General features: G+C 38.0%; 32 protein-coding genes and 1 pseudogene. 10 read left to right on the plus strand and 23 right to left on the minus strand.

The features are described 5' to 3' along the window. Positions 1–6: 6 nt before the first annotated feature. The 9 genes from IHV09_RS13985 to IHV09_RS14025 all read right to left on the minus strand — a co-directional run bounded on the left by IHV09_RS13985 (position 7) and on the right by IHV09_RS14025 (position 6,508). On the minus strand, positions 7–1,374 hold the full coding sequence (locus IHV09_RS13985; RefSeq protein ID WP_197264721.1) for a sigma-54 interaction domain-containing protein: 1,368 nt from the start codon (positions 1,372–1,374) through the stop codon (positions 7–9). A gap of 99 nt (positions 1,375–1,473) precedes the next feature. Then, positions 1,474–2,214, minus strand: a complete 741-nt coding sequence (locus IHV09_RS13990; RefSeq protein ID WP_197191434.1) for a class I SAM-dependent DNA methyltransferase — start codon at positions 2,212–2,214, stop codon at positions 1,474–1,476. Then, positions 2,215–2,583: a ribosome silencing factor gene (gene rsfS, locus IHV09_RS13995; RefSeq protein WP_197133299.1), complete on the minus strand. Its 369-nt coding sequence runs from the start codon at positions 2,581–2,583 to the stop codon at positions 2,215–2,217. Between the two features lie 15 nt (positions 2,584–2,598). Then, complete coding sequence (gene yqeK / locus IHV09_RS14000) at positions 2,599–3,171, minus strand: bis(5'-nucleosyl)-tetraphosphatase (symmetrical) YqeK (RefSeq protein ID WP_197133317.1); 573 nt, start codon at positions 3,169–3,171, stop codon at positions 2,599–2,601. Then, the gene (locus tag IHV09_RS14005; protein WP_197133320.1) at positions 3,158–3,742 is read right to left on the minus strand and encodes a nicotinate-nucleotide adenylyltransferase; all 585 of its coding nucleotides are present in this window, start codon (positions 3,740–3,742) and stop codon (positions 3,158–3,160) included. The genes yqeK and IHV09_RS14005 overlap by 14 nt, the downstream gene beginning before the upstream one ends. A gap of 14 nt (positions 3,743–3,756) precedes the next feature. Then, positions 3,757–4,047, minus strand: a complete 291-nt coding sequence (yhbY, locus tag IHV09_RS14010) for a ribosome assembly RNA-binding protein YhbY (RefSeq protein WP_197133323.1) — start codon at positions 4,045–4,047, stop codon at positions 3,757–3,759. 2 nt (positions 4,048–4,049) lie between these two features. Further along, entirely contained in the window at positions 4,050–4,877 is an 828-nt protein-coding gene (aroE, locus tag IHV09_RS14015) for a shikimate dehydrogenase (RefSeq protein ID WP_197133327.1), read from the minus strand. Positions 4,878–4,892: 15 nt separating this feature from the next. Continuing rightward, positions 4,893–5,996 carry a ribosome biogenesis GTPase YqeH gene (yqeH, locus tag IHV09_RS14020; RefSeq protein ID WP_197133434.1) on the minus strand — a complete coding sequence of 368 codons (1,104 nt, stop codon included), beginning with the start codon at positions 5,994–5,996 and terminating at the stop codon, positions 4,893–4,895. Next, positions 5,993–6,508, minus strand: a complete 516-nt coding sequence (locus IHV09_RS14025) for a YqeG family HAD IIIA-type phosphatase (RefSeq protein ID WP_191753756.1) — start codon at positions 6,506–6,508, stop codon at positions 5,993–5,995. The genes yqeH and IHV09_RS14025 overlap by 4 nt, the downstream gene beginning before the upstream one ends. Before the next feature lie 499 nt (positions 6,509–7,007). Here IHV09_RS14025 and IHV09_RS14030 point away from each other — a divergent pair, with 499 nt between their 5' ends. Beyond that, positions 7,008–7,151, plus strand: coding sequence for a sporulation histidine kinase inhibitor Sda (locus IHV09_RS14030; RefSeq protein WP_197133330.1), 144 nt, complete (start codon positions 7,008–7,010; stop codon positions 7,149–7,151). A 16-nt stretch (positions 7,152–7,167) separates the two neighbouring features. Here the strand turns inward: IHV09_RS14030 and IHV09_RS14035 are convergent, their stop codons facing one another. Next, on the minus strand, positions 7,168–7,578 hold the full coding sequence (locus IHV09_RS14035; RefSeq protein ID WP_197191431.1) for a hypothetical protein: 411 nt from the start codon (positions 7,576–7,578) through the stop codon (positions 7,168–7,170). Positions 7,579–7,757: 179 nt separating this feature from the next. On the opposite strand from IHV09_RS14035, the gene IHV09_RS14040 reads away from it, so the two are divergent. From IHV09_RS14040 to pssA, 7 genes are all read left to right on the plus strand, one after another. Continuing rightward, positions 7,758–10,100 carry a Na+/H+ antiporter subunit A gene (locus IHV09_RS14040; RefSeq protein WP_197264722.1) on the plus strand — a complete coding sequence of 781 codons (2,343 nt, stop codon included), beginning with the start codon at positions 7,758–7,760 and terminating at the stop codon, positions 10,098–10,100. After that, positions 10,100–10,438 carry a Na(+)/H(+) antiporter subunit C gene (locus IHV09_RS14045; RefSeq protein ID WP_197133339.1) on the plus strand — a complete coding sequence of 113 codons (339 nt, stop codon included), beginning with the start codon at positions 10,100–10,102 and terminating at the stop codon, positions 10,436–10,438. The genes IHV09_RS14040 and IHV09_RS14045 overlap by 1 nt, the downstream gene beginning before the upstream one ends. Next, positions 10,431–11,906, plus strand: a complete 1,476-nt coding sequence (locus IHV09_RS14050) for a Na+/H+ antiporter subunit D (protein WP_197264723.1) — start codon at positions 10,431–10,433, stop codon at positions 11,904–11,906. Before IHV09_RS14045 ends, IHV09_RS14050 begins: the two co-directional genes overlap by 8 nt. A 4-nt stretch (positions 11,907–11,910) precedes the next feature. After that, positions 11,911–12,387 carry a Na+/H+ antiporter subunit E gene (locus IHV09_RS14055; protein WP_197133345.1) on the plus strand — a complete coding sequence of 159 codons (477 nt, stop codon included), beginning with the start codon at positions 11,911–11,913 and terminating at the stop codon, positions 12,385–12,387. Continuing rightward, positions 12,384–12,674 (plus strand): Na(+)/H(+) antiporter subunit F1, encoded by a 291-nt coding sequence (locus IHV09_RS14060; RefSeq protein WP_197191429.1) that lies wholly within the window; start codon positions 12,384–12,386, stop codon positions 12,672–12,674. Before IHV09_RS14055 ends, IHV09_RS14060 begins: the two co-directional genes overlap by 4 nt. Continuing rightward, on the plus strand, positions 12,646–12,999 hold the full coding sequence (mnhG, locus tag IHV09_RS14065; protein ID WP_312035221.1) for a monovalent cation/H(+) antiporter subunit G: 354 nt from the start codon (positions 12,646–12,648) through the stop codon (positions 12,997–12,999). Before IHV09_RS14060 ends, mnhG begins: the two co-directional genes overlap by 29 nt. A gap of 166 nt (positions 13,000–13,165) precedes the next feature. Beyond that, the gene (gene pssA, locus IHV09_RS14070) at positions 13,166–13,711 is read left to right on the plus strand and encodes a CDP-diacylglycerol--serine O-phosphatidyltransferase (protein ID WP_197193797.1); all 546 of its coding nucleotides are present in this window, start codon (positions 13,166–13,168) and stop codon (positions 13,709–13,711) included. A 359-nt stretch (positions 13,712–14,070) separates the two neighbouring features. Here pssA and IHV09_RS14075 read toward each other — a convergent pair whose 3' ends face one another. From IHV09_RS14075 to IHV09_RS14100, 6 genes and pseudogenes are all read right to left on the minus strand, one after another. Next, positions 14,071–15,852, minus strand: a complete 1,782-nt coding sequence (locus IHV09_RS14075; protein WP_197264724.1) for a M3 family oligoendopeptidase — start codon at positions 15,850–15,852, stop codon at positions 14,071–14,073. Between the two features lie 291 nt (positions 15,853–16,143). After that, entirely contained in the window at positions 16,144–16,425 is a 282-nt protein-coding gene (locus IHV09_RS14080) for an alpha/beta-type small acid-soluble spore protein (protein WP_197191426.1), read from the minus strand. A gap of 87 nt (positions 16,426–16,512) precedes the next feature. Next, positions 16,513–16,803, minus strand: a pseudogene (locus tag IHV09_RS14085) (sigma-70 family RNA polymerase sigma factor); the annotation flags it as partial. A gap of 22 nt (positions 16,804–16,825) precedes the next feature. Next, positions 16,826–17,308, minus strand: coding sequence for a hypothetical protein (locus tag IHV09_RS14090; protein ID WP_197264725.1), 483 nt, complete (start codon positions 17,306–17,308; stop codon positions 16,826–16,828). A gap of 15 nt (positions 17,309–17,323) precedes the next feature. Beyond that, complete coding sequence (locus IHV09_RS14095; RefSeq protein ID WP_197264726.1) at positions 17,324–17,905, minus strand: replication-relaxation family protein; 582 nt, start codon at positions 17,903–17,905, stop codon at positions 17,324–17,326. Then, positions 17,850–19,139 (minus strand): FtsK/SpoIIIE domain-containing protein, encoded by a 1,290-nt coding sequence (locus IHV09_RS14100; RefSeq protein WP_197264727.1) that lies wholly within the window; start codon positions 19,137–19,139, stop codon positions 17,850–17,852. The genes IHV09_RS14095 and IHV09_RS14100 overlap by 56 nt, the downstream gene beginning before the upstream one ends. A gap of 283 nt (positions 19,140–19,422) precedes the next feature. Here IHV09_RS14100 and IHV09_RS14105 point away from each other — a divergent pair, with 283 nt between their 5' ends. Then, positions 19,423–19,632 (plus strand): helix-turn-helix transcriptional regulator, encoded by a 210-nt coding sequence (locus IHV09_RS14105; protein WP_197264728.1) that lies wholly within the window; start codon positions 19,423–19,425, stop codon positions 19,630–19,632. 94 nt (positions 19,633–19,726) lie between these two features. Here the strand turns inward: IHV09_RS14105 and IHV09_RS14110 are convergent, their stop codons facing one another. Continuing rightward, positions 19,727–19,993, minus strand: coding sequence for a MarR family transcriptional regulator (locus IHV09_RS14110; protein ID WP_197264729.1), 267 nt, complete (start codon positions 19,991–19,993; stop codon positions 19,727–19,729). Positions 19,994–20,006: 13 nt separating this feature from the next. After that, positions 20,007–20,216, minus strand: a complete 210-nt coding sequence (locus IHV09_RS14115) for a hypothetical protein (protein WP_197264730.1) — start codon at positions 20,214–20,216, stop codon at positions 20,007–20,009. A gap of 102 nt (positions 20,217–20,318) precedes the next feature. Between IHV09_RS14115 and IHV09_RS14120 the strand changes: the two genes are divergently transcribed. Continuing rightward, complete coding sequence (locus IHV09_RS14120) at positions 20,319–20,528, plus strand: hypothetical protein (protein WP_197264731.1); 210 nt, start codon at positions 20,319–20,321, stop codon at positions 20,526–20,528. A 24-nt stretch (positions 20,529–20,552) separates the two neighbouring features. Here the strand turns inward: IHV09_RS14120 and IHV09_RS14125 are convergent, their stop codons facing one another. Genes IHV09_RS14125 through IHV09_RS14145 form a run of 5 tightly spaced genes read right to left on the minus strand, consistent with a single transcriptional unit; the run spans position 20,553 to position 23,198 of the window. Beyond that, positions 20,553–20,804, minus strand: coding sequence for a phage holin family protein (locus tag IHV09_RS14125; RefSeq protein WP_197264732.1), 252 nt, complete (start codon positions 20,802–20,804; stop codon positions 20,553–20,555). Between the two features lie 2 nt (positions 20,805–20,806). Continuing rightward, a complete protein-coding gene (locus IHV09_RS14130) occupies positions 20,807–21,511 on the minus strand; it encodes an N-acetylmuramoyl-L-alanine amidase (protein ID WP_197264733.1) in 705 nt (234 codons plus the stop codon). A gap of 12 nt (positions 21,512–21,523) precedes the next feature. Then, positions 21,524–21,808: a peptidase gene (locus IHV09_RS14135; RefSeq protein ID WP_197264734.1), complete on the minus strand. Its 285-nt coding sequence runs from the start codon at positions 21,806–21,808 to the stop codon at positions 21,524–21,526. A 38-nt stretch (positions 21,809–21,846) separates the two neighbouring features. After that, positions 21,847–22,098, minus strand: a complete 252-nt coding sequence (locus IHV09_RS14140; protein ID WP_231618306.1) for a hypothetical protein — start codon at positions 22,096–22,098, stop codon at positions 21,847–21,849. After that, entirely contained in the window at positions 22,095–23,198 is a 1,104-nt protein-coding gene (locus IHV09_RS14145) for a hypothetical protein (RefSeq protein ID WP_197264735.1), read from the minus strand. Before IHV09_RS14145 ends, IHV09_RS14140 begins: the two co-directional genes overlap by 4 nt. Positions 23,199–23,203: the final 5 nt, after the last annotated feature.

The raw sequence follows: 23,203 nt of genomic DNA on the forward strand, positions 1-23,203 counted from the left end.
ATTAGATTAACGAATGTTATATTTTTTAATCTTATCATATAGGTTTGTCTTTCCAATGCCTAGATGTTTAGCGACTTGCATAATATCCCCGTTCATCTTCTCTAAATAGTAAGCGATCACATTTTTTTCTGTTTCTTGAAGATGTTCTTTGAGTGTCATCTGCTTCTTATTGATTCCGAGCTTTTCTTTTAGAAAATCCGGAAAAACATCTAACGATAATCTATCACTATGGGTAAGTTGGATGCCTGCCTCAACAAAATTTTTAAGTTCTCTCGCATTGCCTGGCCAGCTGTATTCTAAGAATGCTTCTTTTACATCTTGATCAATACTAAGGATTCTTTTACCTGTTTCAGCACAGTTCAATTGGATAAAATTTTCTGCGAGAGGCCATATATCTTCTTTTCTCTCACGAAGCGGAGGTATTTGGATTTGCAGGACATTTATCCGATAAAACAAGTCTTCACGAAACTTATTCTCATTGATCAATTCTTCTAATGAGCGATTTGTAGCAGCGATCACTCGCACGTTTACTTTTTGGGGTTGAACAGCTCCTACAGGCTCTACTTCTTTTTCCTGAAGGACACGCAGCAATTTTATTTGCATACTTTGAGGAAGGTCCCCAATCTCATCCAAAAATAGAGTGCCTCCGTCTGCAAGTTGAAACTTACCTAATTTCCCGCCTTTTTTTGCTCCTGTAAATGCTCCTTCGGAATAGCCAAATAGCTCAGATTCAAACAAATGCTCTGGCACTGCACCACAATTCAGTTTTATAAAGGGCTTTCCACTTCTTTCACTTAATTGATGAATGCTATGGGCAAGCAACTCTTTTCCTGTTCCGCTCTCTCCGCGGATCAATACGGATAGATCTCCACTGGCAATATTTTTCACATGTTTTTTTACTTTTTGAACTTCTGCTGAAGTTCCCGCAAAATCATTTAGCGTATAAGTGGCACCATTTATTTCTTCCCACTCTTTTTTATAAAAATTGAGTTCATGAAGAAGCGCTTTAATATGAGAGTTCATCCTTTTCCATTGCTCTGTATCCCTAAATATTACAGTTCCTACAGCTCCGATTACTTTTCCTTCATTTAGGATTGGAATACGGTTTGCTATCATGTAGTTCCCTCTAATAAATTGTAGATCCGCAATTTCAACTTTTCCTTGTAAAACATCTTTGTGCATTCTTGTGTTTTCAATAACTTTTGTAACATGCTTTCCTACCACATACTTAGGATTTTCATCTAAAAACTCGCAGTATGTTTTATTCATATACCGGACGATCCCTTCATGATCAACAACGACAATCCATTCATAAGCGCTGTCAATGATCGTCTCTAAAATGTTGTTCTTAAACAATGGATCTTGATCCAACATACACATCACCTAATTCTGTAGAAAAGTAGTAAATCTTTATGGATAATTGTACCGTTTCCTAAAAGAAAAGACAGCACATTGGCTGTCTTTTCATCATTTTTATCTTTTTCTCGCAACGAATAAAATCCGTTCACTTTCCTCAGTCGGCCCATTTTCATTAAAATCAGCTGTGACATCTAAGTGTTCGAATCCGCATTCTTTTAACCAATTACAATAGTCCTCAATAGAAAAAGTTCTTTGTGTATGAAGTTCATCATATCGTTCGTAATGATCCCCATTTTGAATAAAAAATGATAAGTCATGTTCTACACTATTTTGAAGGTCGCCTTGGTAGCACTGCCATATGTAAGAAAGCTTCTCTTCGTTACTTCCGAAGGTTTGTCCAATAAAGATTTCATTGATCTTATGTAAAGAATGTACATCAAAAAGGAGAAGTCCTCCTGTTTTCAGGTGACTACCCGCTGAAAGAAAAGTACGTTTCACATCTTCCTCAGTTAAGATGTAATTAAGCGAATCACATAATATCGTGACGCAATCATATACTCCTAATCCTTCTAACTCTCGCATATCTTGCTGAAAAAGGGAAAGGTTTACCTTTTCAGCTTCAGCTTTTTCCTTAGCGACCATCAACATGTCTGAAGAAAGATCAACCCCGGTAACATCAAAGCCTTCTTTCGCGAGTAGAATCGTCATTGAACCCGTACCACAACCCACATCTAAAAAACGCTTTCCACTTTCTAAATGTTTTGAGGCGGATGTTTTAACAAAGTTAAGCCATTCATCGTATGGAGCATCCTCCATCAACTCATCATATAGATAGGCAAATCGCTGATAACTCATCTATAAGTTTTGTTGTGGGGCAATGATAGGATCTACATCTATCTTATTGGCATCTCCCCATAATTTCTCAAGGTTATAATAACTGCGGTCATCACGATGAAATACATGAACTACGATATTTGCTAAATCGATTAAAACCCATCTTGCATGGTCATAGCCTTCCATTCGGCGAATCTGAATATCATTCTCTATGGCAACATCTTTCAGTTCCCTTGCAATGGCTTGGACTTGTTTCTCAGAATTACCATGACAGATAACAAAGTAATCTGCTACAAGCGAGATTCCTTCCATATCTAACACGGCAATGTTCTCTGCTCTTTTATCATCAGCGGTCTTTACGACCAATTCCATAAGCTCTTTTACGTTCATCCAGTGCACTCCTTCTTATTTTTGTAGTTTAATCTCTTGAAGCAATCCGTTATACGCTTCAAACGTGAGTGGATAGATTTTTTGATTCTGTTTCATTAAAAAAGTGATCGTGTTTTTAACGGCCATCAAACAAGCTTGATCAAGATTATTTTCTGCCATCTCTCTAACACTTTCCACTCCTGGGAACTGACGGTTCGGTTCGATGTAATCTGCTAAAAATATCACTTTTTCAAGCTCAGTCATCGCTCCGTGACCTGTTGTATGGTAATAGATGGCACTTAAAACGTCGCTGTCTGTTACTCCAACTTCTTTTTCAACTAAAAACGCTCCAACAGGTGCATGCAATACTTCATTTCCATAGTACAACAAATCTTGTGAAAGTCCTTCGTTTCGTACGATATCTCTCATTTCTTCTTTTGGCCGAAATTTAGCATAATCATGAAATATGGCGGCGGTTTCTGCTTTTTTAGGATCCACTCCATATTTCTTCGCGAGGGCAAGACTTGTTTCTTCCACTCCTAACGTATGGATAAAACGGTGCTCTGTAAGCTGTTTTTTCACTATTTCAAGTGCTTTAGTTCGTTCCATAAAGGTGGTTCTCCTTTATATGATTCCAGACCTCATCTGAGACATAGTAACGAATATTATGACCGGCACGTGATCGATTACGGATAAATGAGGAAGAGATCTCGATAATAGGTACTTCTACATGCTTTACTCGATACCTCTCCCAATGATGATCAACGGCATATCCCGCACGACCAACACCCGCAAAATCAATAAGGTCTTTCAACTCTTCAATTTTATGCCAGCTGCTTAATGAATGAACCATATCTCCACCCATTATAAAAGTGAAGTTTTCTTGTGGATATTTATCCTTCAAGAGGCGTATCGTATCAATAGTATATGAAGGTCCACTTCTCTCAAACTCAAGCAAAGAAAGGGAAAATTGCTCATTGTTACCAATAGCTTTCTGAACCATTTCGATTCGCTGCATATCAGAGACTTCATTGTCTTTTTCCTTATGAGGGGGCGTAGAGGATGGCATCCACCACACTTCATCTAAATGCAATTGAGTTAATGCCTCTTGAGCAATAAGCAGATGTCCGATATGTGGTGGATTAAACGTGCCTCCAAAAAGTCCAATATGTCTATTCATACCAATGTCACTCCTTAAGGGAGTTGGATGCGTTTTTGATTGACCGATTCTTTGTAGAGTACGATCGTGCTTCCGATCACTTGTACTAACTGAGATTTTGAACCAGAAGAAAGTTGTGACGCTACTGTATCCTTATCATCTTCACAGTTTTGAAGGACGCTAACTTTTATTAGCTCTCTCGCTTCGAGTGCTTCGTCAACCTGCTTGACTAGATTTGAATTAACTCCACCTTTACCAACCTGAAAGATAGGTTGAATATGGTGTGCCTTTGATCGTAAAAAACGTTTTTGTTTACCTGTAAGCATAGTTACCTCCTAAGTTGTTCCATAACGACTTGTTTCATATTATTTGTATCTGGAAAAGTACCTGTCCACTTTTCAAATGCCATAGCTCCTTGCATAACGAGCATAGATACACCATTATCAGTAGTAGCGCCTTTTTCCTCAGCTTCTTTAAGCCATCTTGTTGTTAGCGGATTATATACGATATCACTCACTACTGCGCCTGTCTTCAGCAAGTTAAGGTTAAGCGGAACCGACTCAGTATCTGGGTGCATACCTGCGTTAGTCGTGTTGATTAACACATCAAAACGAGCAAGATTTTCTTCAGCTCTTTGTAAAGACATACCTTCTATACGCTCATCCTTCAAATCTTTTAATAAAGAACGAAGACGTCCTTCTGAACGATTCGCTATCGCCATATATTTTGGCCCTTCTTTACTTAGAGCATAAGCGATAGATCGAGCAGCTCCGCCAGCACCGATCAACAGAACGTTTAGATCTGAAAGCGGCTTTCTGATCTTTTCTTTTAAACTCAGTAAGAATCCCTTACCGTCTGTGTTATATCCAATCAATTTTCCATCTTTATTTACGACTGTGTTAACAGCGCCTATCTCTTTTGCTTCCTCATCAATCTCATCCAAAAATGGAAGAATCGATACTTTGTGAGGGATGGTAATGTTGCATCCTGCATAGTGACTATCTTTCAAAAAATTAACGAACGCCTCTAATTCATCAGAAGGCACACGTTTTTTTTCATATGCTCCAGAAATACCTGTTTGCTGAAATGCGGCCTCTTGCATGACAGGTGATAAGGAATGATCGATTGGATCTCCGATGACAAGTGCTTTAATCATGATGAAAATCTCTCCTTAGATTAAGGATTTTCGAACCGTTACTGCTACACCCTCTGGTGCATAAAAAGCGACCTTCGCACCTGCTTCTGGGAAGGTTACCCAGCCTAATCCAGAGATTACAATATCTGTTTTGCTTTCCTTTATAACAAATTCATAGCGTTTTAGCTTTGGAAAGTTCTCGGTATCTTCAGGTGGTGCTAACATGTCACCAAGATGTTTCTCATAAAGTTCGTCCGCTTTGTCGGTCTTTGTTCGATGAATATTTAAGTGGTTTGAAAAATGGCACACAAATGACTGTTTGCCGCCTTTTATATAATCCATTCTTCCGAGTCCGCCAAAATACAGAGTCTGCAACTCATTCAACTGAAACACCATAGGTTTAATTTCCTTTTTAGGCATGATGATATTCAGTTCTTTTTTAGAAACATAATGTGCCATCTGATGGTGATTTATAATTCCAGGCGTATCGTACATGTGACTTCTTCCATCGAGTGGAATATCAATGAGATCTAAGGTTGTTCCTGGAAAATGAGAAGTTGTGATCAAATCAGCAGCTTCTTCGCCAAATTGTTTGATTAAACGGTTAATGAACGTTGACTTTCCTGTATTTGTACAGCCAACCACGTATACATCTTTTCCTTGGCGATAATAATCAATTGACTCTGCCAACTCTTCAATACCATATCCTTTATCAGCAGAGATCAATTTAACATCAATCGGTTTTAAGCCTAGCTCTTTTGCTTCCTTCTTCATCCAATGAATCACCTTATTCGGATTCACTGATTTTGGAAGCAGATCAAGCTTATTTCCGACAAGAAGGATTGGGTTGTTCCCCGCATAACGGTGGAGTCCCGGCAGCCAGCTTCCATTAAAATCAAAAATATCAACGATCTTTACAACTAACGCATCTTCATCTCCAATACTTGAGACGATTTTACGATAATCATCATCTGTTAAACTCACGTCATGAATTTCGTTATAGTGTTTTAAACGAAAACAGCGCTGGCAAATAGGCAGCTCTTTCGTCAGTGCCGAAAGAGGTGCGTATCCAAGCGCTTCTTTGTCTTCTGTTTGTATGGAAACTCCACAACCCACACATTTAATTTGTTCCAATCCTATTCCTCCCAATGCAGCATGCCTTTTCTTTTCATCCAAGACAATATGATGCGTTCGATCTTTCTGTTAAACCTTGTCCAAAAACCGTCACTGCTAGCCACTGGTACAACGAGTATAGTATGCAAACCTAATCGATTTCCGCCAAGTACGTCAGTAAGAAGCTGATCTCCGATAACAACAACTTGTTCATTTTTCAGCTTCATATCTTTCAAAGCGCGCTTGAAGGCTTTAGTCATTGGCTTTCTCGCACTATAGATAAACGGAATGCCCACTGGGTCTGAGAAGCTCTTCACTCTATGTTGTGTATTGTTTGAAACAATTGTGATCAAAATACCTTTTTCTTTAATAGAAGTAAACCACTCGATCAATTCTGGAGTCGCTTCAGGTCTATCCCATTCCACAAGCGTATTATCCAAATCTGTGATAATACCTTTTACTCCTCGTTCAACTAACATTTCCGGTGTGATGTCCACTATATTTTGAACATGTTGATCCGGTAAAAAATGTTTTAACATTCTAGCACCTCTTCACGTTTCCTTTTCAACGTATCTATTTTACCAGTAATGAAAGGAAGTACAAACGATTTTTCTACAATAACTGTCATTATAGATCAATTTCAAGAGCTTTCCATGAGGTTTTTCTTCTAAATTGATCAATTAAAACCAGTAACGTTTATAAATTGTTAAAAATAGACTAGTGTAGAAAAAATAAAAAGTTTTCGACAATTTGTTCCCCTACCCAACAGTGTGGATAATCTTATTCACATTATTCACCTAAGTATCCGCTATCTTTCTTAAAGATGTTAACATTTTACCCACAACTTATCCACCAAACACTGTGGATAAACGAACGGTTGTTCCTTTTTACAATACATGGTAAGCTTCAAAGTACATAAAGCAAGTACATAAAAACATGAACTTATCATCATATTCACTTTATATGAATTTAGAATACGGTTTCACCATTTTTTATAAAAAACAGGAGGTGACCATGCCGCTCATATAGGGCTATATTATGGAAAAACTTTCAGACGACCTGTTGATTGAATCTTATCTAAAAGCTAGAGAACTGAAACTTAGTAAGGACTTTATACTACTCATAAAGAAAGAGATCGACAGAAGATCTCTTCATGCTAGATTACAGCAAGTTCTAATGTAGAGCGTAAACATACGCTCTATTTTTTTGTGGCCAACTCTCTTTCAACTTTTCGATATTCTCCTGGATTAAAGGTTATTTCAATTGGAATTCTCCACTGCTCTTCCCACGCTTGCTTGTATTTTTTACTCAAAGATTCTGCTTTTTTGTAGTGGTAAGACTTCATCTGAATCGCCACTACGTATTTGCCACCTTCTTTAACCACAACTGCACGTTTAATAAATTTATCTTTCTTAATCTCCCTTTTCATTTCTTCTGCTAATGAAGAGGCGTTTGAAACGCCTGCTTCAGAGAAGCTAACGTGCTTCCTGTAGTATTCTCTCGGTTGAAACTTTGGACTCGTCTCATCTCTTTTATAAATAGAATCATTAAAACAGCCAGTTAGTTGAAACAAAATCAAGAGTATTCCGTATGTATGTAGTAGTCTCATTTTCAATCACCTCTCAAATAGGTTAGGTATTTTTTGGGAAGGATATTCAAGAGATGCAAAATCAATCTGATTAAAGAGTTTCTCTTTGGTAAAGTATTTGCTAAAAAGGAAAGGTTTTGCTTACAATGTAATGGACTATGACGATTATTTTTGGGTTTTAAGGAGGTTTACCGGTATTCATGTTGCACATCTACATACTCATTCCTTTTTTAGCAGCATTGCTCATTGGACTTGCCGCTAAGAAAGTAGACCGGATACATACTGGTTGGTTTGTTCTGCCTGTTCCAGCAGTGCTTTTTATTCTGTTTATTTCAAAACTGCCTACATTGGCTGAAGGGAAGATCGTTCAAAGCATCGCGAATTGGATTCCATCACTCGACATCCAATTAAGTTTTTACTTGGATGGACTTAGCATGCTTTTTTCGCTATTAATCACCGGAATTGGAACACTTGTTGTACTCTATTCGATCTTTTATTTATCGAAAAAAGAACAGCTCGTCCATTTCTATGTTTATTTATTATTATTTATGGGATCGATGCTTGGCGTCGTTCTATCTGACAACGTTTTCGTACTTTATACCTTTTGGGAGTTCACGAGTATCTCATCCTTTCTATTAATTGGATTTTGGTTTTATCGTGAACGTTCCACATATGGTGCACAAAAATCAATGCTCGTAACTGTTTTTGGCGGACTGTCCATGCTAGGTGCTCTCATACTCCTATCCATTACAGCCGAGACGAACAGTATACGAGAGATGATCGCGAATCGATCTGACATTATTGAGAGCGATCTGTTTATTCCGATATTGATATTGCTACTAATCGGAGCTTTTACAAAATCGGCACAGTTTCCATTTCACAGCTGGCTTCCTGATGCGATGGAAGCACCAACTCCGGTTAGTGCATACCTTCACTCTGCAACGATGGTTAAAGCAGGGATCTATCTTGTAGCCAGATTTTCACTCATCTTTAGTGGGACGGATGTATTTTTCATTATCGTTTCTGGTGTTGGTCTGATCACACTCTGTTTGGGATCGATACTTGCTTCTCGACAGACTGATCTGAAGGGTATACTAGCTTATTCAACGATCAGCCAGCTTGGTATGATCATGACAATGCTTGGCTTTGGTACTGGTATTGCTACTCTCGCTGCAATCTTCCATATCTTTAACCACGCTACCTTTAAAGGCAGCTTGTTTATGATAGCGGGTATTGTTGATCATGAGACAGGAACGAGAGATATCAGAAGACTTGGCGGACTCTATACTTTTATGCCGATCTCCGCCACTTTAGCATTCTTTGGAGCTTTCTCTATGGCTGGAGTACCACTTCCGATTTTCAATGGTTTCTTAAGTAAGGAAATGTTCTTTGATTCTTCATTGAAATTAGAGCAAACGAGCGGTTTTGCTGGAATGTTTGCTGAGTGGATCCCATTACTTGCTGTAGTTGGAAGTATCTTTACATTTGTTTATTCCATGTATTTAGTATTTGGCACATTCACAGGTAAAGCCAAGTTAGATCAACTTGAGAAAAAACCTCACGAAGCGCCAATTGGCATGCTGGTTTCTCCGATTATACTCATTGGATTTGTCGTTTTGATCGGATTAGTGCCAAACTTGATTAATGAATCGTTACTTGCACCAGCAGTTGCTTCAGTATCAGGAGATTTTGCGCAAATTCACCTTAAATTTTGGCACGGTTTAAACGGACCACTCTATATGTCGCTTGTTGTAGTAGCAGTCGGAACCATTCTCGCTTTAACTTTAAAAAGGTGGCAACCGATCTACAATAGAGTACCTGGAAAATTTTCAACAGATCGTATATATCAGTCTATCGTAAACGGTCTATTGAGTTTCTCGAGTAAATTCACGAAATTTTATATGACTGGTTCATTGCGATTGTACACATCCATCATTCTTGTATTCTTGGTTGTGACTACATCGATTTTTATTTATGTCACAGACGGTTTTAAAATTGCGTTCGATGACTTAGCACCGGTTACGTGGCCAGAGGTGTTAGTCGGTTTTGTTATGGCTGTTGCTGCCATTGCAACGATCTGGATGACACAGAGAATAGCTGCGATTATTGTAATCGGAGTTGTAGGATATGGTCTTTCATTATTGTTCGTTTTCTTCCGTGCACCAGATCTCGCACTTACACAGCTTATCGTTGAGACCATAACTGTTGCTCTCTTCTTGCTATGTTTTGCGCATCTTCCAAAATTGAAGAAATCGGATAAAAAACCTTCTGAAAAGCTTGTAGATTTTATTATTGCAGCTTCGACGGGAGCACTCTTAACTGTAGTAGCGATCTCCGCTCATAGCTCTAAATATTTTGAGAGCATTTCAAAATATTTTGTAGATAACTCTTATAAACTTGGCGGTGGAGATAATATTGTTAACGTCATCCTTGTTGACTTCCGTGGCTTGGATACTTTATTTGAAATAGCAGTACTTGGTCTAGCTGCTTTAGGCATTTTCGCCATGATAAAATACCGGGATAAAGGAGACATGAACCACTAATGGAAATAATTATGTCTATACTTGCCGGAACGTTATTTGCAGCCGGCGTATATCTAATACTTCAAAAACAGTTATTAAAAATTGTACTTGGTACGGCGCTTTTATCACATGGAGCTCACCTGTTTATTTTAACGATGGGAAAATTAAACCGTGGAAAACCTCCTATATTAATTGAGGGGATCAAGGACTATACAGATCCCCTTCCTCAAGCGCTAATACTGACATCTATTGTTATAAGTTTTGGGGTTACGAGCTTTCTACTTGTACTAGCTTATCGAACCTATCAAAGCAACAAGACAGATATGATGGATCAGCTAAGGGGAACAGATGATGAGTAATTTAGTATTCTTGCCAATATTTATACCTTTGTTTTTCGGAGCTTTACTTGTTTTCTTTAATAAGAAACAAAAAGTAACGGTAAACATTTCATTTCTAGTGGTCTTGTTAAGTTTAGGCGTTTCGATCTTCTTAAGTTACTATGTATTTTCCACCGGACCATTAACCTTAGAAACAGGTGGTTGGAAAGCGCCTTACGGAATCATTCTTGTTGCAGACAAGCTGTCCGTCATCATGATACTCGCTGTGAATGTAATCGCATTAACTGCAGCTATCTTCGCGCTATCATCCGTTACAGAAAAGATGGTACAGCACTACTTTTACCCTTTGTTCTTTTTACTGATCGCAGGGGTGAGTGGCGCTTTCTTAACAGGAGATCTGTTCAACCTGTTCGTGTTTTTTGAAGTGTTGTTAATGGCATCCTATGGATTGATCATTATCGGGGGTTCCAAGCATCAATTTCGGGAATCTGTAAAATACATCTTACTCAATCTGTTTTCGTCCATTCTATTCGTTACAACGGTAGCTTTTCTCTATTCTGTTACCGGTACAGTTAACATGGCGCAACTCGGGGAACGTGTTGCCCAAGTAGAACAGCAAGGTATCTTAACAGGAATTGGGATTTTACTATTTATCGTTTTCGCGACAAAAGGTGCTCTATTTCCTTTGTATTTTTGGCTACCTAAATCGTATATCGTGCCATCACCTATCGTCTCTGCATTGTTTGGAGCACTGTTAACTAAAGTAGGTGTGTACTCTATGCTAAGAGTCTTCACACTCATTTTTTCTCATAAACTTGAGCTCACACACACCTTTTTTATTTGGGTAGCAACTCTAACCATGATCATCGGAGTCATTGGTGCCCTTTCTACATCTAATGTTAAATTGATTATCGCTTATAATATCATGCCAGCGATCGGCTTTATGCTTCTCGGTATAGGAACGTTCTCAGCAGAATCACTTGCAGGTACGATCTACTACCTTGTTCATGATATGGCGATTAAAGCGGCTTTATTTTTCCTTGCTGGCCTACTTGTTTGGCATGCTGGAACGTCAAACCTAAAAAAGATGGGTGGATATATAAAAACCGCACCACTTATGGGTTGGATGTTCTTTATCGCATCTCTCATATTAGCCGGAATCCCGCCTTTCAGTGGTTTTATCGGGAAATACCTCCTCTTAAGAGGTGCAATGGATGAAGGACATTATATAGCTGCTGGAGTCGGATTATTATCAAGTCTGTTAATCTTATTTTCTGTGATTCGCATCTTTATCGGCGCATTCTGGGGTGAGCTAAAAGAAGAGCCAAAACAAGCTGTGAAAACCTCAGGATTAGCAGCATCAGCTGTATTGATCGCAATCTCTATCTTGCTTGGTGTTGGAGCAGAATGGTTCTATCCATATGTCCAGGCAGCAGCAGACAGTCTGATCGATCCGCAAATCTATATCGATTATGTATTAAAGGAGTAATTCCATGACATTTCAACTTATTCTAAATTTGCTGATCGGCGTTATTTGGATGTTTTTATCTGAGAGCTACTCTTTCGCAAGTTTTATAGTTGGATTTGTGATTGGGTCAGCACTTCTCTTCTTGCTGAATCGATTCATTCCTGATTCGTACTATTTTAAACATGTGAGAGCGATTCTTTATCTCATTTTTTTGTTCATAAAAGAACTTCTTCTAGCAAATATTGAAGTTTTAAAATGGATTTATAAACCGAAGCTCGATTTTCAACCGGGTATACTCGCACTTCCAATTGATGTTAAGAAGAATTGGGAGATCACCTTACTTGCTAACTTAATCACCTTAACTCCTGGAACTTTGTCTGTGGATGTCTCAAGAGATCAACGATATATCTATATCCATGCGCTCGATCTTCCAGATGTCAATGAAACCATCGTTAGCATTAAGGAATCATTTGAAAAAGCAATAAGGGAGGTAACACGATGACAGATTGGTTCACGGTCGTTGTTCATGTTTGTTTATTCGTAACAACCATCTCGATTCTGCTTCTTCTCTATCGAGCGGTAACGGGTCCTTCAAATCCAGATCGCGTTGTAGCCCTCGATACGATCGGTATTAACTTGATCGCCATCACTGGTATTATGGCAATTATCTTGGATACTGTTCAGCTGAACGATATTATCTTATTGATCGGAATATTGACGTTTATTGCGACTGTCGCTGTTGCAAAATTTCTAGAAAAGGGTGTTATCATTGATCAAGATCGTGATTAGCTTCTTCCTCATCGCTGGCACCTTTATCATCTTTTCAGGAACACTTGGGGTACTCCGTTTTCCTGATGTTTATTCAAGACTTCACGCTGCCAGTAAAGCTTCGACTTTGGGGGTATCTGGAATCCTGATTGGTTCCTTCATCTATGTGTTGTCTGAGATGCATGTGTTTAGCGGTAAATTGATACTTGGTATCCTTTTCGTTCTGATGACTGCTCCAGTAGCAGGGCATATGATTTCAAGAGCAGCATACAGAACAGGAGTACCGCTTTCAGATAAAACGGTATTCAATGAACTAGAAAAGAAAGATAGTTCCAACCTTGAATAATATCTACTATTAATCACTTTCTCGTTGTCATATAATGATTAGAATGGGTATATAATTTTAAGCAACGAACAAGGATAAGTTTATTTTTCAAAGGATCATTGTTTATCTCTTTGGAAGATGCGCACTTACTGCGTTTTAGCCGGTTACCCGTTTGAGGAGTGATTGTATGTTCATGCTCGAAAGAGAGCGTATTGATTCAACGTTTAAGAAAGTGAAGGGACAAACCGCTAACTTCTTAACATTGATCAATTTATCACTAGGAACTTTGGCGTTATTAATTATGATCTCAGGAGATTTAAAATTAGGATTCATCTTAATCTTCTTAGCCGGTTTGTTTGATCGTTTTGATGGAATGGTTGCCCGAAAGTTAAATATCGAATCCGAGTTTGGGAAACAATTAGACTCTCTTTGTGACCTTATCTCATTTGGAATTGCGCCTGCATTTTTAATCTATCAGGTCGCCCTTCATCAGTTTGGTGTATCAGGCATGATCTTCACCATTATCTTTATTGTCTGCGGTGCGATACGGTTAGCTCGGTTTAACATCACAGAGTTTACGGGTTCATTTGTGGGTATGCCGATCACTTTAGCTGGTTGTTTGATGGCTGCTGGTTATCTGACGGTTGATCTAGTCCCAGGATTTCTTTATATGTTCCTGACGTTCGGGTTATCTGTACTTATGATTAGTACCATTACGATTGAAAAAAGATGAATAGTCGGTCATTAAGAAAGCTTGGCATGGTGTTGCCAAGCTTTTTATTTTGCGTTCCATTGTCCAAACGAATACCCCGTTGGGTATATGCCTTGGTAATCCCAAAACTTTTTAAAATAATTCTAGAAATTTCAGTGTTCATTCAGCGAGTTTCTCCAATAATACGGCGAGATTTGCTCATAAATCGGCAAGTCGACAAAGTTTGATACAAATAATCCATTCAATACCCCCCTTCCTCCATATGCAACTGTGCATAGGTTTACAATTCATGCTCAATAACAGCCAAAGTTTCCATGTTCTATAAACTCCAAAAAAGCAAAAAATCGGCAATTCCTATTCAAGGAACTGCCGATTCTATTTTATTCTTCTGTTAATGCTAAAAACTCTTCTACATCGGCTGCAGCAAGCTCAATACCTTTTAACCAGAAATCTTGTTTCGTAACATCTATGCCAAGATGTTTTTGTGCGAGCTCTTCCACTTCCATCTTTCCTGTATCTTGTAGGAGTGCAATATATTTTTCTTCGAATGAAGGGCCTTCTTCTTTCGCTTTTGCATAGATCCCTGCAGAGAACAGATAACCGAATGTATACGGGAAGTTATAGAACGGTACGTCTGTAATATAGAAATGAAGCTTAGACGCCCAGAAGTAAGGATGATACTCATCGAGTGCACCGTTAAATGCTTCTTTTTGAGCCTCTTCCATCAGTTCACATAGACGTTCAACTGATAACTGACCCGCTTTTCTTTCTTCGTACATTCTCGTTTCAAACAGAAAACGAGCATGAATATTCATAAAAAAGGCTACGGAACGTTGAGCTTTATCTTCTAAAAGCGCAATTTTCTCTTCTTTCGATTTTGCGTTTGAAACGGCTGCATCAGCAACGATCATCTCAGCAAAAGTGGAAGCTGTTTCAGCAACGTTCATCGCATAATTTGTTGCATAGTATGGCATCTCTTTTAACACATCCGTATGGAACGCATGACCAAGCTCATGTGCTAACGTAGAAACATTGCTTGGTGTTCCTGAGAACGTCATAAAGATTCTTGTTTCTTTCTTAGTTGGGAACCCGGTACAAAATCCTCCTGGTCTTTTACCAGAACGATCTTCTGCTTCAATCCAGCCGTCTAGGAATGCCTTTTCAGAGAAATCAGCCATCTTAGGTGCGAGCGTACGGAAATGCTCTACGATAAATTGAGCCGCTTCGTCATAACTCATCTTGCTGTTTGCAGAAGATAATGGTGCATCAACATCATACCAGCTTAATTTATCTAGACCTAAAAGTTTAGCTTTTCGATCTAAGTATTTAACGAAGATCTCTTTTTGAGAAGAGATCGCGTTCCACATTGCTGAAAGAGTCTCTTCCTTCATACGATTGATCGCAAGAGGCTCTTTTAATGTTTCTTCCCAGCCTCTGTGTTTGTAGATCTCGTTTCTAAATCCTGCGATGTGATTTAGAGAAGCCGCACAAAACTCACCTTCGTGATCCCAAGCTTGAACAAATTTTTCAAACGTATCTTTTCTTACGTTGCGGTCAGGACTTGAAAACTTATTCTCCGCTTGCCCTACAGAGAGTTCTTCTTCCTTTCCATCAATCTCAACTTTGATCGAGATTCTGCCCACCACTAGATCGTATAACGTTGACCAAGCATGATAGCCGTCTACAGCTAGATCATTGATCAATGATTCTTCTGAGATACCAAGCTTTTCTTTTGCATTCATTCTTCTCTCGTTCAAAGAGAACGCAATATGTTCGTACTCAGGAAGACTCATCAGATCTTTCCATGCATCTTCAGAGATATCCATTAGCTTTTGATCGATAACTGAACCCACGTTAGAAAATGCTGCGTATACCGATTCTAATCTACCACGAAGAGCCATCGCCTTCTTGTCTTTTACATCTTGAGCGATCAAACAGCCAATGAAAGCTCCAGCAGTTGATAATCTTTCAGAAAAGCTTTGAAGCTCTTTGATCAATGATAAGAAAGTTTCGTTTGAAAACGTGAAGGAATCTGCTTTTTTTGCTAATTCTTTCGCTTCGTTCTCCGTCCAATTTATTTCAGCTAATAATTCTTTCGATCCACTACCACCAGGAAAAACGGAATCAAGTTCCCATGTTTGTCTTAAATCTTGTAATAACATTATTTCTCCCCCATATGTACATATTTCCACTCTTTTCTTATTATAAAAAATATTCAAACAAAAATCGACCATGAAGTTTATTTTTTTGATTTATTTTTTTATGTAAATCTTACGAACATAAAAAATGAAGCTCTCCTTAGCAAGGAGAGCTTCACATTATTCTGCGATTGAAACATAGACAAAATAGGCCAGCATTACTACGAATGATCCATAAAGTACAGCGTCTTGCATAAGAACCCCTCCTGGTTTTTTACCTATTCTATTCCCTATTTTGTATATCTAAACACCAAGTTAACGTACTTGCTTGCCTAAATTCGCTTTTGCCTGCTGAATGAGTTCTTTTACCATTCTCCCGCCAATCTGTCCGCCTACTTTTCCGGCATCTTTTGACGTGATCGTACCGTTATATCCTTTTTGTAAGTTCACACCCATGTCTCTTGCTACTTCATACTTCACATCATCTGGTGACTGATCTGAAACGTTGTAACCTGCTTCTCTCATCACTTTCGCTTTTAACCGATCGAGCCCTTCTCTAGCTTCTGGGACGATAGGCTGTCGTTTTCTTCTTGCCATATATAAAAACTCCTTTTTTTCTTTAGTTTGTCCGAATAAAAAAATAAAAAGACTGTAATTGTTACCAGTCTTCTTAAAGATAAGTATTTATCGTTCTGATTGCTGTCGGCTGCGGTAAAATTCATGAAAAAGCTTCATGAGCGCTCGCTTTTCGATCCTTGAGACATAACTTCTAGAAATCCCTAGCTGTTTTGCGATCTCACGCTGTGTTTTTTCTTTTTGAAGATCGAGTCCAAATCGTCCTACGATCACTTCTTTTTCTCGGTCATCTAATACATGAATGTAGTCGTATATTTTCTTTTTCTGCATCTTTAATTGGATGGCATCAACAACATCTTCTGTTTCCGCTTTTAAAACATCGATCAATGTGATCTCATTCACTCTAATAGGTTAACCGTGTTTAAATCCCTACTGCTATAGAACCCAAACCTTTAAGCATTTTAATAAAGATTGGTGACATCTGCACTAATACATATACGAGAGAGATCTTACCGATCCCTTCCCAAATTTCCCCCTGATCTTTAAAGAATCCCATAAATATTTTCCATACAATCATGGCTGAAGCTACCGGGAAAGAGATAGCTATCATCAAATCGATGATTGGATCAAAGAGATGCGCGAATGCAGCTATCACCTCACCCATTGCTTTATCTGCTACTCCAGCTGGTATTGCTTGCGGTACAGCCGTCACTGCTAAAGTTTTCCCACAAGAAGAAACGGATTCTGCCGCGAATGCTTTTGAAGATAATACCAATGGAAACATACTTCCTACAGCTGCAGCCTTAAACTTTGAGAAATCCATCTTGGCTTGTTCTTGGTTGTGTGTGCTATTCATGAAATCACTGATTGAACCAACTGACTTAATTTTCTTCTGTCTGAACATGGTGAACAACTCCTTTTATTTTATATCTTCTATAGTGAAGACATTACTCGGAATTCCTCTACAAAGCTCAAGTAGCTTCTTTTGTCGATAATCATTTGTGGTAACCCAAAGTAATAAGGGAAAGTATCCATAGTCTTTATGATTTTGGAACATTTTGCTTTCGTATAGCTTTTTATATTTCTCTATTTTTGATTTATTAGCTGTCATCGTTGAATTATTATCTACCTCAACAAAGTGCCATTTTCCTGATTGGTAAAACGCTGCATCGCATACTAATTGACCACCTATTTTTTGTTCGATTTTCCAATCTCCAGGGCACTTCGCAAAAATATAGAACTGGTTTCGCATGATAAAGTGTTTTATTTGAGGAGTCTTTTTTCTAACCCTGTCACATCCCACCATTTCTCTACCTTCTTTTGATAAATAATAAATGGTTTCTTTTCCTTCCTTGAATGAAGATAAGTATATCTTCATGTCTAAAAATATCCGGTTTGCATTTCGTATTGATTTTAAGTCATGAAGTTGTATAAGTTGATCGCGATTAAGAAAGTGGTGTGTCTTCAAAGAGATCAAAATCGCCTGTTGCCTTTGATTCATCTTCTACTACCTCCTGACTAGCTTTAATGTTAATTCTAATGACTTCTTCCATCTCAGCTTCACTGATCCAATGAGTTTGAAGTATCGTCTTGTCAGCACCACTTTTATAAATTGCTCGACCTCTGATTACTGGTAAGGACTCTGCACCTGGGGAATCTAATACCACCATACTTGCGCTCGTTCCATCTACTCGATAACAAAGTCTCGAATCACAATTGCGTTTTACTTGGATCGGCACCACATCCGCAGTAGGATGTTGAGTGGCCACTATACATCGAATGCCTTGTGCTCTTCCTAATCGAGCGATATTTGAGAGTAGGTACTCACATTCCTCTTTAATCTTTTTTGTATCTTTATCGACTTCCTTAGAACTTGCTAGTTCTCCGATTTCATCGATGATTATAAAATGTCTTTCATTAATTCCAGCTTCTATTACATTCCTTGCGTTTTTCTCCTTTAACAGAGCAAGTGTCTTTTTCATCTCTTCAACAACTTTTTGTAGTGCCTCTCTTGCTTCAATTGCTTCTTCTGCATAACCCACTACCTGTTTACAGTCTTTAAAACGGTTAAACTCAACACCGCCTTTTAAGTCAATAAGAGTGAGCCTTACGTTCTCAGGTTGGGTTATTAACAAATGGGAAATCATCATATCTAGAAAAGATGACTTTCCTCCACCTACTGCACCACCAACCAACATGTTATAAATTTTGTCAAAGTCATGAAATAGGGTTTCAGTTCTCGTTGAACCTATAGGAACCTTCCAACCGTTTTTGTGCAATTCAATTTCAAAGTAGGGGTTCTTAATTGGCATTGGTTTGTTATATATTTTTATCTTCAGCATCCCATCAAAGGACATCTCAATTTCTTTTGAAGTTTCTTTGTCTTTTTTGAGGAAGTTCTTAATGTCACCACTTTTTATTGCACCGAGGTTTAATCTGAGTGTTTTTCTTTTCCTATTTAATCCATCTTGTATGGCATTGATCTTACTTTGATAATCTTCAAAAGATCGTCCTAAAGGTATTCTGAACACCAACTCTCTTCCCCATGATTTTTTTCTGTTTTTGATCAACTGTGCTGTTAAGGTCCTATCACCTTCTTTTACATTCAGACCTGTGTTTCCAAAAATCTTTTGAATTTTGCTGCCATCACTCATATTTACACCTCCCCCTTTTTTCGTGTGTGCAAAAAGCGCTAGTGATCCCATGAGAAGGGAAGAAGTAATTTCTAATAGCATTTACAACACTCCTTCTAAACGTATTTTTGTTCGTTAGGTGCACCACTGTTTTTAATATTCTTAGAGAGAATAAGTTAAGGATTTGAGCACATTTGAAATTAACGATTTGTTCAATTGCGGATGGGATAGACAAGTTACCAGCTAACTGTTACTTCTTAGTAGTGATGTTGGTATCTAATATAGGTATACGCCCATGGCTTGGGCACATTATCTTGTCCGTTTAATATTTTTCAAAGAAGGATTGTCTTTTTAAGCTACAGAATATAAGAATGAGGTGATTAGTGTGGGATATAAATGCAAGCTCAAAGTAATTCTCGCTGAAATGGATATGAAACATGGTGATTTTGCAGACGAAGCAGGCATTAGTAAAGCAGCACTTAGTTTATTGATTAATAATAAGACCCTACCTTCATTTGATACGTCCTATAAAATTTGTAAAATCCTCAACAAGAACTTAACGGAGATTTGGACAGTAAAAAACCCCGAACTTTAATTACTAGTTCCGGGGTTTCTGTCAAAGAAACAAAGATAGTGATGTTTTCACCTACCTTTGTATTTGTGTGGTTATTTAATTATACAAGGTTAAATCAATAAGCGTATTCAAATTGCAGAGATAATCTTTTTCGATCTAATTCTGAAACATCTTTCATTACTTTCAAAGTTCTTGGTTGGCCTTCCTCCCAGTGGATATACCCACTATCCTTTAGGTTTTTCAAATGCCTATGTACTGTACTTTTTGACTTTAAACCTGATGTATCACAAATTTCCTGAACAGAAGGTGCGTAATTTCTTTTATTTACGTTCTTTGTAATTGCATCTAAAACATTTAACTGAGCTCTTGTTAGCTTCTTCATTCTGATTCTCCTTTTAACTTGCTGCCGTTTTATAATTTATAGACAATATGTTTCCTATTTTAAATACACGTTGCGTTTTCCTTAGATGACAGTATGCTTTCAATGTTGCATTCCTAATTTCTATTACTTTTATTGTACGTTGACTAATTGAACCTGAATCAGCTAGGTATATAATTTCTATTGGTCTTTGCTCTTTTAGACACTTCATAATGAAGTTTTCCATACTGCCATCCTCCTTTTTTATTATTATACCGAACATATGTTTTTATTTCTAGTACAAAACGAACAAATATTCGTATATAATTACCAATGAGGAGTGATTATGTTGAGATACGGAATAATGTTTAGTGTTAAAGGTAATACAACAAGTCGCAAAGTATCTGTGATGGATTTTAAAAAGGCCAGAGTGATTACTTTCTTTGTGGAAGAGATCAATGGTGAGGAAATGGAGGAAGATCTAAAGGATTTTATGAAATTAAATATTGAAAAATTGAATACTGGTTATTGGGATTACACTGGTACTCATAAAAAATAGCCCTTCCTTTTGGAAGGGCTATTCTTATTTATATGGCCGATGAGTCTCTAAAAAATACTTTACTGCTGCTACGCTGCCGACTCCTAATAGTGCATACTGGCAGCCATTGATCATTGATTTAGGAGTAAAACCACCTACTTCCCAAGAAGCGTAAAGGATTCCAAGTGCAACAGCAATGATCGGTATCCATTTGTTATCCACTTTGTTAGTTTCTCTAATCGCCCATAAGATTACTGCAAGAGCTAAGTAAGGTAAAAACTCACTAGTAAAGTCCAACGTTATTCCTCCTTAACGAAAGGTTTGTAACCCTTCGCTTCTAATTCTTTTGCTAGACGATCGGCATTTACTTTATCTGTGAAGGCCCCGACTTGAACCCGGAATAACTTCTTTTTAATCGATTCTTTCACAACAGGTTTTTGAGCCACGATAGGTTTATATCTAACGTTCTCTTCAAGACAAACAGCACGCACTACACACTCATACATTCCTTCGCGATACTTTTTGTCTTTAATCTTTTCAGATTGCGGACCATCTACAAAGTCATATTCGACGATGTCTGTTTCTACTGATCCAGTTGTTCTGTGCATGTAATAATAATCTTTTCCATTCAAACCTTTTCTTGAGAAAGTGGCTTTAGGTCTTACAGGGTAACCAGCTTTCTTAAACTCCTCAACTATCTTTTTAGCCAAAGACCCGTTTGAGAAGATACTGTGAATGACTTCAATACCTGATCCACCACCGGCATTAAAATGATGGGATAAACATTTCTTTGCTCCTGATTTCTTTACAGCTGCCACTCGTGGTCCTTCATCCAAAGTGACATCAGAAGTCCTTGTCATTCCACTTTTGATTCCATGATCAGCAAGGCGTTTATCAACATATGTTGCTGCTTCCAACGTATATACTTTCTCAATGTTTCCTTTCGAAACCGCACCTGGATCACTACCGCCATGACCAGGATCTTGGATATAATCATCAGACATTTGAAATCCTCCTTATTTTTTGACAAAGAAAAACAACAATCCGATTGCTCCTATGAGGAACGAACCAATGATTGTTGTTGCTGCCCAGAATATAATTTTGTAGATCTTCTCAAAGTTCTTTTCGTGACTGTCAATCCTTTCAAGATTCAAATCGTCTAAACGATCAAGTCGATGATGGGCACTCTTTGCGCTTTGTAATGCTTCGAAGGATGTTTCTTTTACGTTTCCTAACTCGTTCATTTTAGTTTCTAACCGGGTTAGACTTACTAAAATCTCAATTTCTGTGGATTTTTTCATGTCTGTAGCCTCCATCCGTCCTTGACCTCCTTTACCCTTTAAATGATCTTATCTAAAATTACCCCTTGTAGAATCATCACTCTGTCATTTGCGACTGGTGAATAACTTGCTAAATGCGGCAATGGCTTACTCAAAGTCCCATTTGCTACATCAATGTCATAAATAACTTGAGGACGACCACTTACATACTGTGGATCAATCGTTGCAAATCTTGCTAAATTGTTGTTATCATCACCTTCTTTCGGTTCATTAAGTACGAACATCCTCGCGAAATCGTTCGGATTGATCATATCGTCACAACCCTTCGAAGTGAATGCTTCATCTTCCCATTAATATTTAACGGTAACGACCATGAAGTTTCGCTATACTTCCCTTTGATGCCAAGAGTAGAATATTCAAGCTCAATTACATCAGCATAATCATGCATAGGCATAATGCCAGTTTCAAAATCAATCTTCCCGTACACTTGAGATGCTTCAAAAGCAATTCGTTGAGTATAAGCATCTAGACTGACTTGATCAGCAATGTCATTGATTTCTCGATGATCTACGATTGTCCGGCCACGATTAACCGTTGATGTCACACTCAATGGATTATCGTTGGTATAGATTGAGAATAACGGCTCTTCTTCTGAATTAGTCCGAACCACTACCCATTTATTAGGGATATTTGAAAGGTCTAATTCTTCTTCTACACCTGCAAAAATAACGGATTGGTTATCATCTCTGTAGAAGTAATCTGGAGATCGCACAGCAGGACTTCGATATGTGTATGAAGTGAATACTCCATCAGCATTCACATGTAATGGCGTATAGTTAATCTCACGTAAGAGCTCATTTAGGATAAAAATCTTTTCTTTACCGGCTTCAAAATCCTTTTCGATCGGAAATACCTTGTCCGTAAACTCGATGTTATAAAATTCAATTCCAGCACTATTTAAGATACTAATGATTTCTTGATAATAACTGCCTCCAGCTGCTATACGGTACCTTGTTTCAAACTTATCTTCTTGAAGAATCAACAAACCATCAAATGCATCAATGCTGCGCTCTACATTCCGGATAATATCTTTTTTCTTTGGACTTGATAAGAGATATACACCTTGTGGAAAGTCCACCCATTGATTTTGAACCCATAGACGAACATAAGGTTTAATACGATCGTTTAGGAAATCAATTTCTCCCTTATCGATCAGCGAGAAATTAGCAGTCCGTTTGATAGTAGAAAGAGAATCCTGACGAACTTCACCATCTATAACTGTGTTTAGGTCACCGATCTTATTCAAATTCTTATCCAACAGTTCATACCTAAAAGAGAAACGACGATGAGGGCCATGTAAAGCCCTCTTAACCGTTTCTGCTGAAAGTCCATTTCTGGCTAATGATTGCATAAAAA

Source organism: Fictibacillus sp. 23RED33, from assembly GCF_015903925.1.
Taxonomy (GTDB): domain Bacteria; phylum Bacillota; class Bacilli; order Bacillales; family Fictibacillaceae; genus Fictibacillus; species Fictibacillus phosphorivorans.

Bases quoted from the DNA above. Each gene is read 5' to 3' on its own strand.
- IHV09_RS14040 (WP_197264722.1), top strand. From the start codon at position 7,758: ATGTTGCACATCTACATACTCATTCCTTTTTTAGCAGCATTGCTCATT.
- IHV09_RS14045 (WP_197133339.1), top strand. From the start codon at position 10,100: ATGGAAATAATTATGTCTATACTTGCCGGAACGTTATTTGCAGCCGGC.
- IHV09_RS14135 (WP_197264734.1), bottom strand. From the start codon at position 21,808: ATGAAAAAATCCACAGAAATTGAGATTTTAGTAAGTCTAACCCGGTTA.
- IHV09_RS14145 (WP_197264735.1), bottom strand. From the start codon at position 23,198: ATGCAATCATTAGCCAGAAATGGACTTTCAGCAGAAACGGTTAAGAGG.
- yqeK (WP_197133317.1), bottom strand. From the start codon at position 3,171: ATGGAACGAACTAAAGCACTTGAAATAGTGAAAAAACAGCTTACAGAG.
- IHV09_RS14055 (WP_197133345.1), top strand. From the start codon at position 11,911: ATGACATTTCAACTTATTCTAAATTTGCTGATCGGCGTTATTTGGATG.
- IHV09_RS14110 (WP_197264729.1), bottom strand. From the start codon at position 19,993: ATGAAGAAGCTAACAAGAGCTCAGTTAAATGTTTTAGATGCAATTACA.
- IHV09_RS14115 (WP_197264730.1), bottom strand. From the start codon at position 20,216: ATGGAAAACTTCATTATGAAGTGTCTAAAAGAGCAAAGACCAATAGAA.
- IHV09_RS14075 (WP_197264724.1), bottom strand. From the start codon at position 15,852: ATGTTATTACAAGATTTAAGACAAACATGGGAACTTGATTCCGTTTTT.
- IHV09_RS13990 (WP_197191434.1), bottom strand. From the start codon at position 2,214: ATGAGTTATCAGCGATTTGCCTATCTATATGATGAGTTGATGGAGGAT.
- IHV09_RS14050 (WP_197264723.1), top strand. From the start codon at position 10,431: ATGAGTAATTTAGTATTCTTGCCAATATTTATACCTTTGTTTTTCGGA.
- aroE (WP_197133327.1), bottom strand. From the start codon at position 4,877: ATGATTAAAGCACTTGTCATCGGAGATCCAATCGATCATTCCTTATCA.
- IHV09_RS14025 (WP_191753756.1), bottom strand. From the start codon at position 6,508: ATGTTAAAACATTTTTTACCGGATCAACATGTTCAAAATATAGTGGAC.
- yhbY (WP_197133323.1), bottom strand. From the start codon at position 4,047: ATGCTTACAGGTAAACAAAAACGTTTTTTACGATCAAAGGCACACCAT.
- rsfS (WP_197133299.1), bottom strand. From the start codon at position 2,583: ATGAACGTAAAAGAGCTTATGGAATTGGTCGTAAAGACCGCTGATGAT.
- IHV09_RS14035 (WP_197191431.1), bottom strand. From the start codon at position 7,578: ATGAGACTACTACATACATACGGAATACTCTTGATTTTGTTTCAACTA.
- IHV09_RS14005 (WP_197133320.1), bottom strand. From the start codon at position 3,742: ATGAATAGACATATTGGACTTTTTGGAGGCACGTTTAATCCACCACAT.
- IHV09_RS14130 (WP_197264733.1), bottom strand. From the start codon at position 21,511: ATGTCTGATGATTATATCCAAGATCCTGGTCATGGCGGTAGTGATCCA.
- IHV09_RS14080 (WP_197191426.1), bottom strand. From the start codon at position 16,425: ATGGCAAGAAGAAAACGACAGCCTATCGTCCCAGAAGCTAGAGAAGGG.
- pssA (WP_197193797.1), top strand. From the start codon at position 13,166: ATGTTCATGCTCGAAAGAGAGCGTATTGATTCAACGTTTAAGAAAGTG.
- IHV09_RS14140 (WP_231618306.1), bottom strand. From the start codon at position 22,098: ATGATCAATCCGAACGATTTCGCGAGGATGTTCGTACTTAATGAACCG.
- IHV09_RS14030 (WP_197133330.1), top strand. From the start codon at position 7,008: ATGGAAAAACTTTCAGACGACCTGTTGATTGAATCTTATCTAAAAGCT.
- IHV09_RS13985 (WP_197264721.1), bottom strand. From the start codon at position 1,374: ATGTTGGATCAAGATCCATTGTTTAAGAACAACATTTTAGAGACGATC.
- IHV09_RS14090 (WP_197264725.1), bottom strand. From the start codon at position 17,308: ATGTTCAGACAGAAGAAAATTAAGTCAGTTGGTTCAATCAGTGATTTC.
- IHV09_RS14100 (WP_197264727.1), bottom strand. From the start codon at position 19,139: ATGCTATTAGAAATTACTTCTTCCCTTCTCATGGGATCACTAGCGCTT.
- IHV09_RS14060 (WP_197191429.1), top strand. From the start codon at position 12,384: ATGACAGATTGGTTCACGGTCGTTGTTCATGTTTGTTTATTCGTAACA.
- IHV09_RS14095 (WP_197264726.1), bottom strand. From the start codon at position 17,905: ATGAATCAAAGGCAACAGGCGATTTTGATCTCTTTGAAGACACACCAC.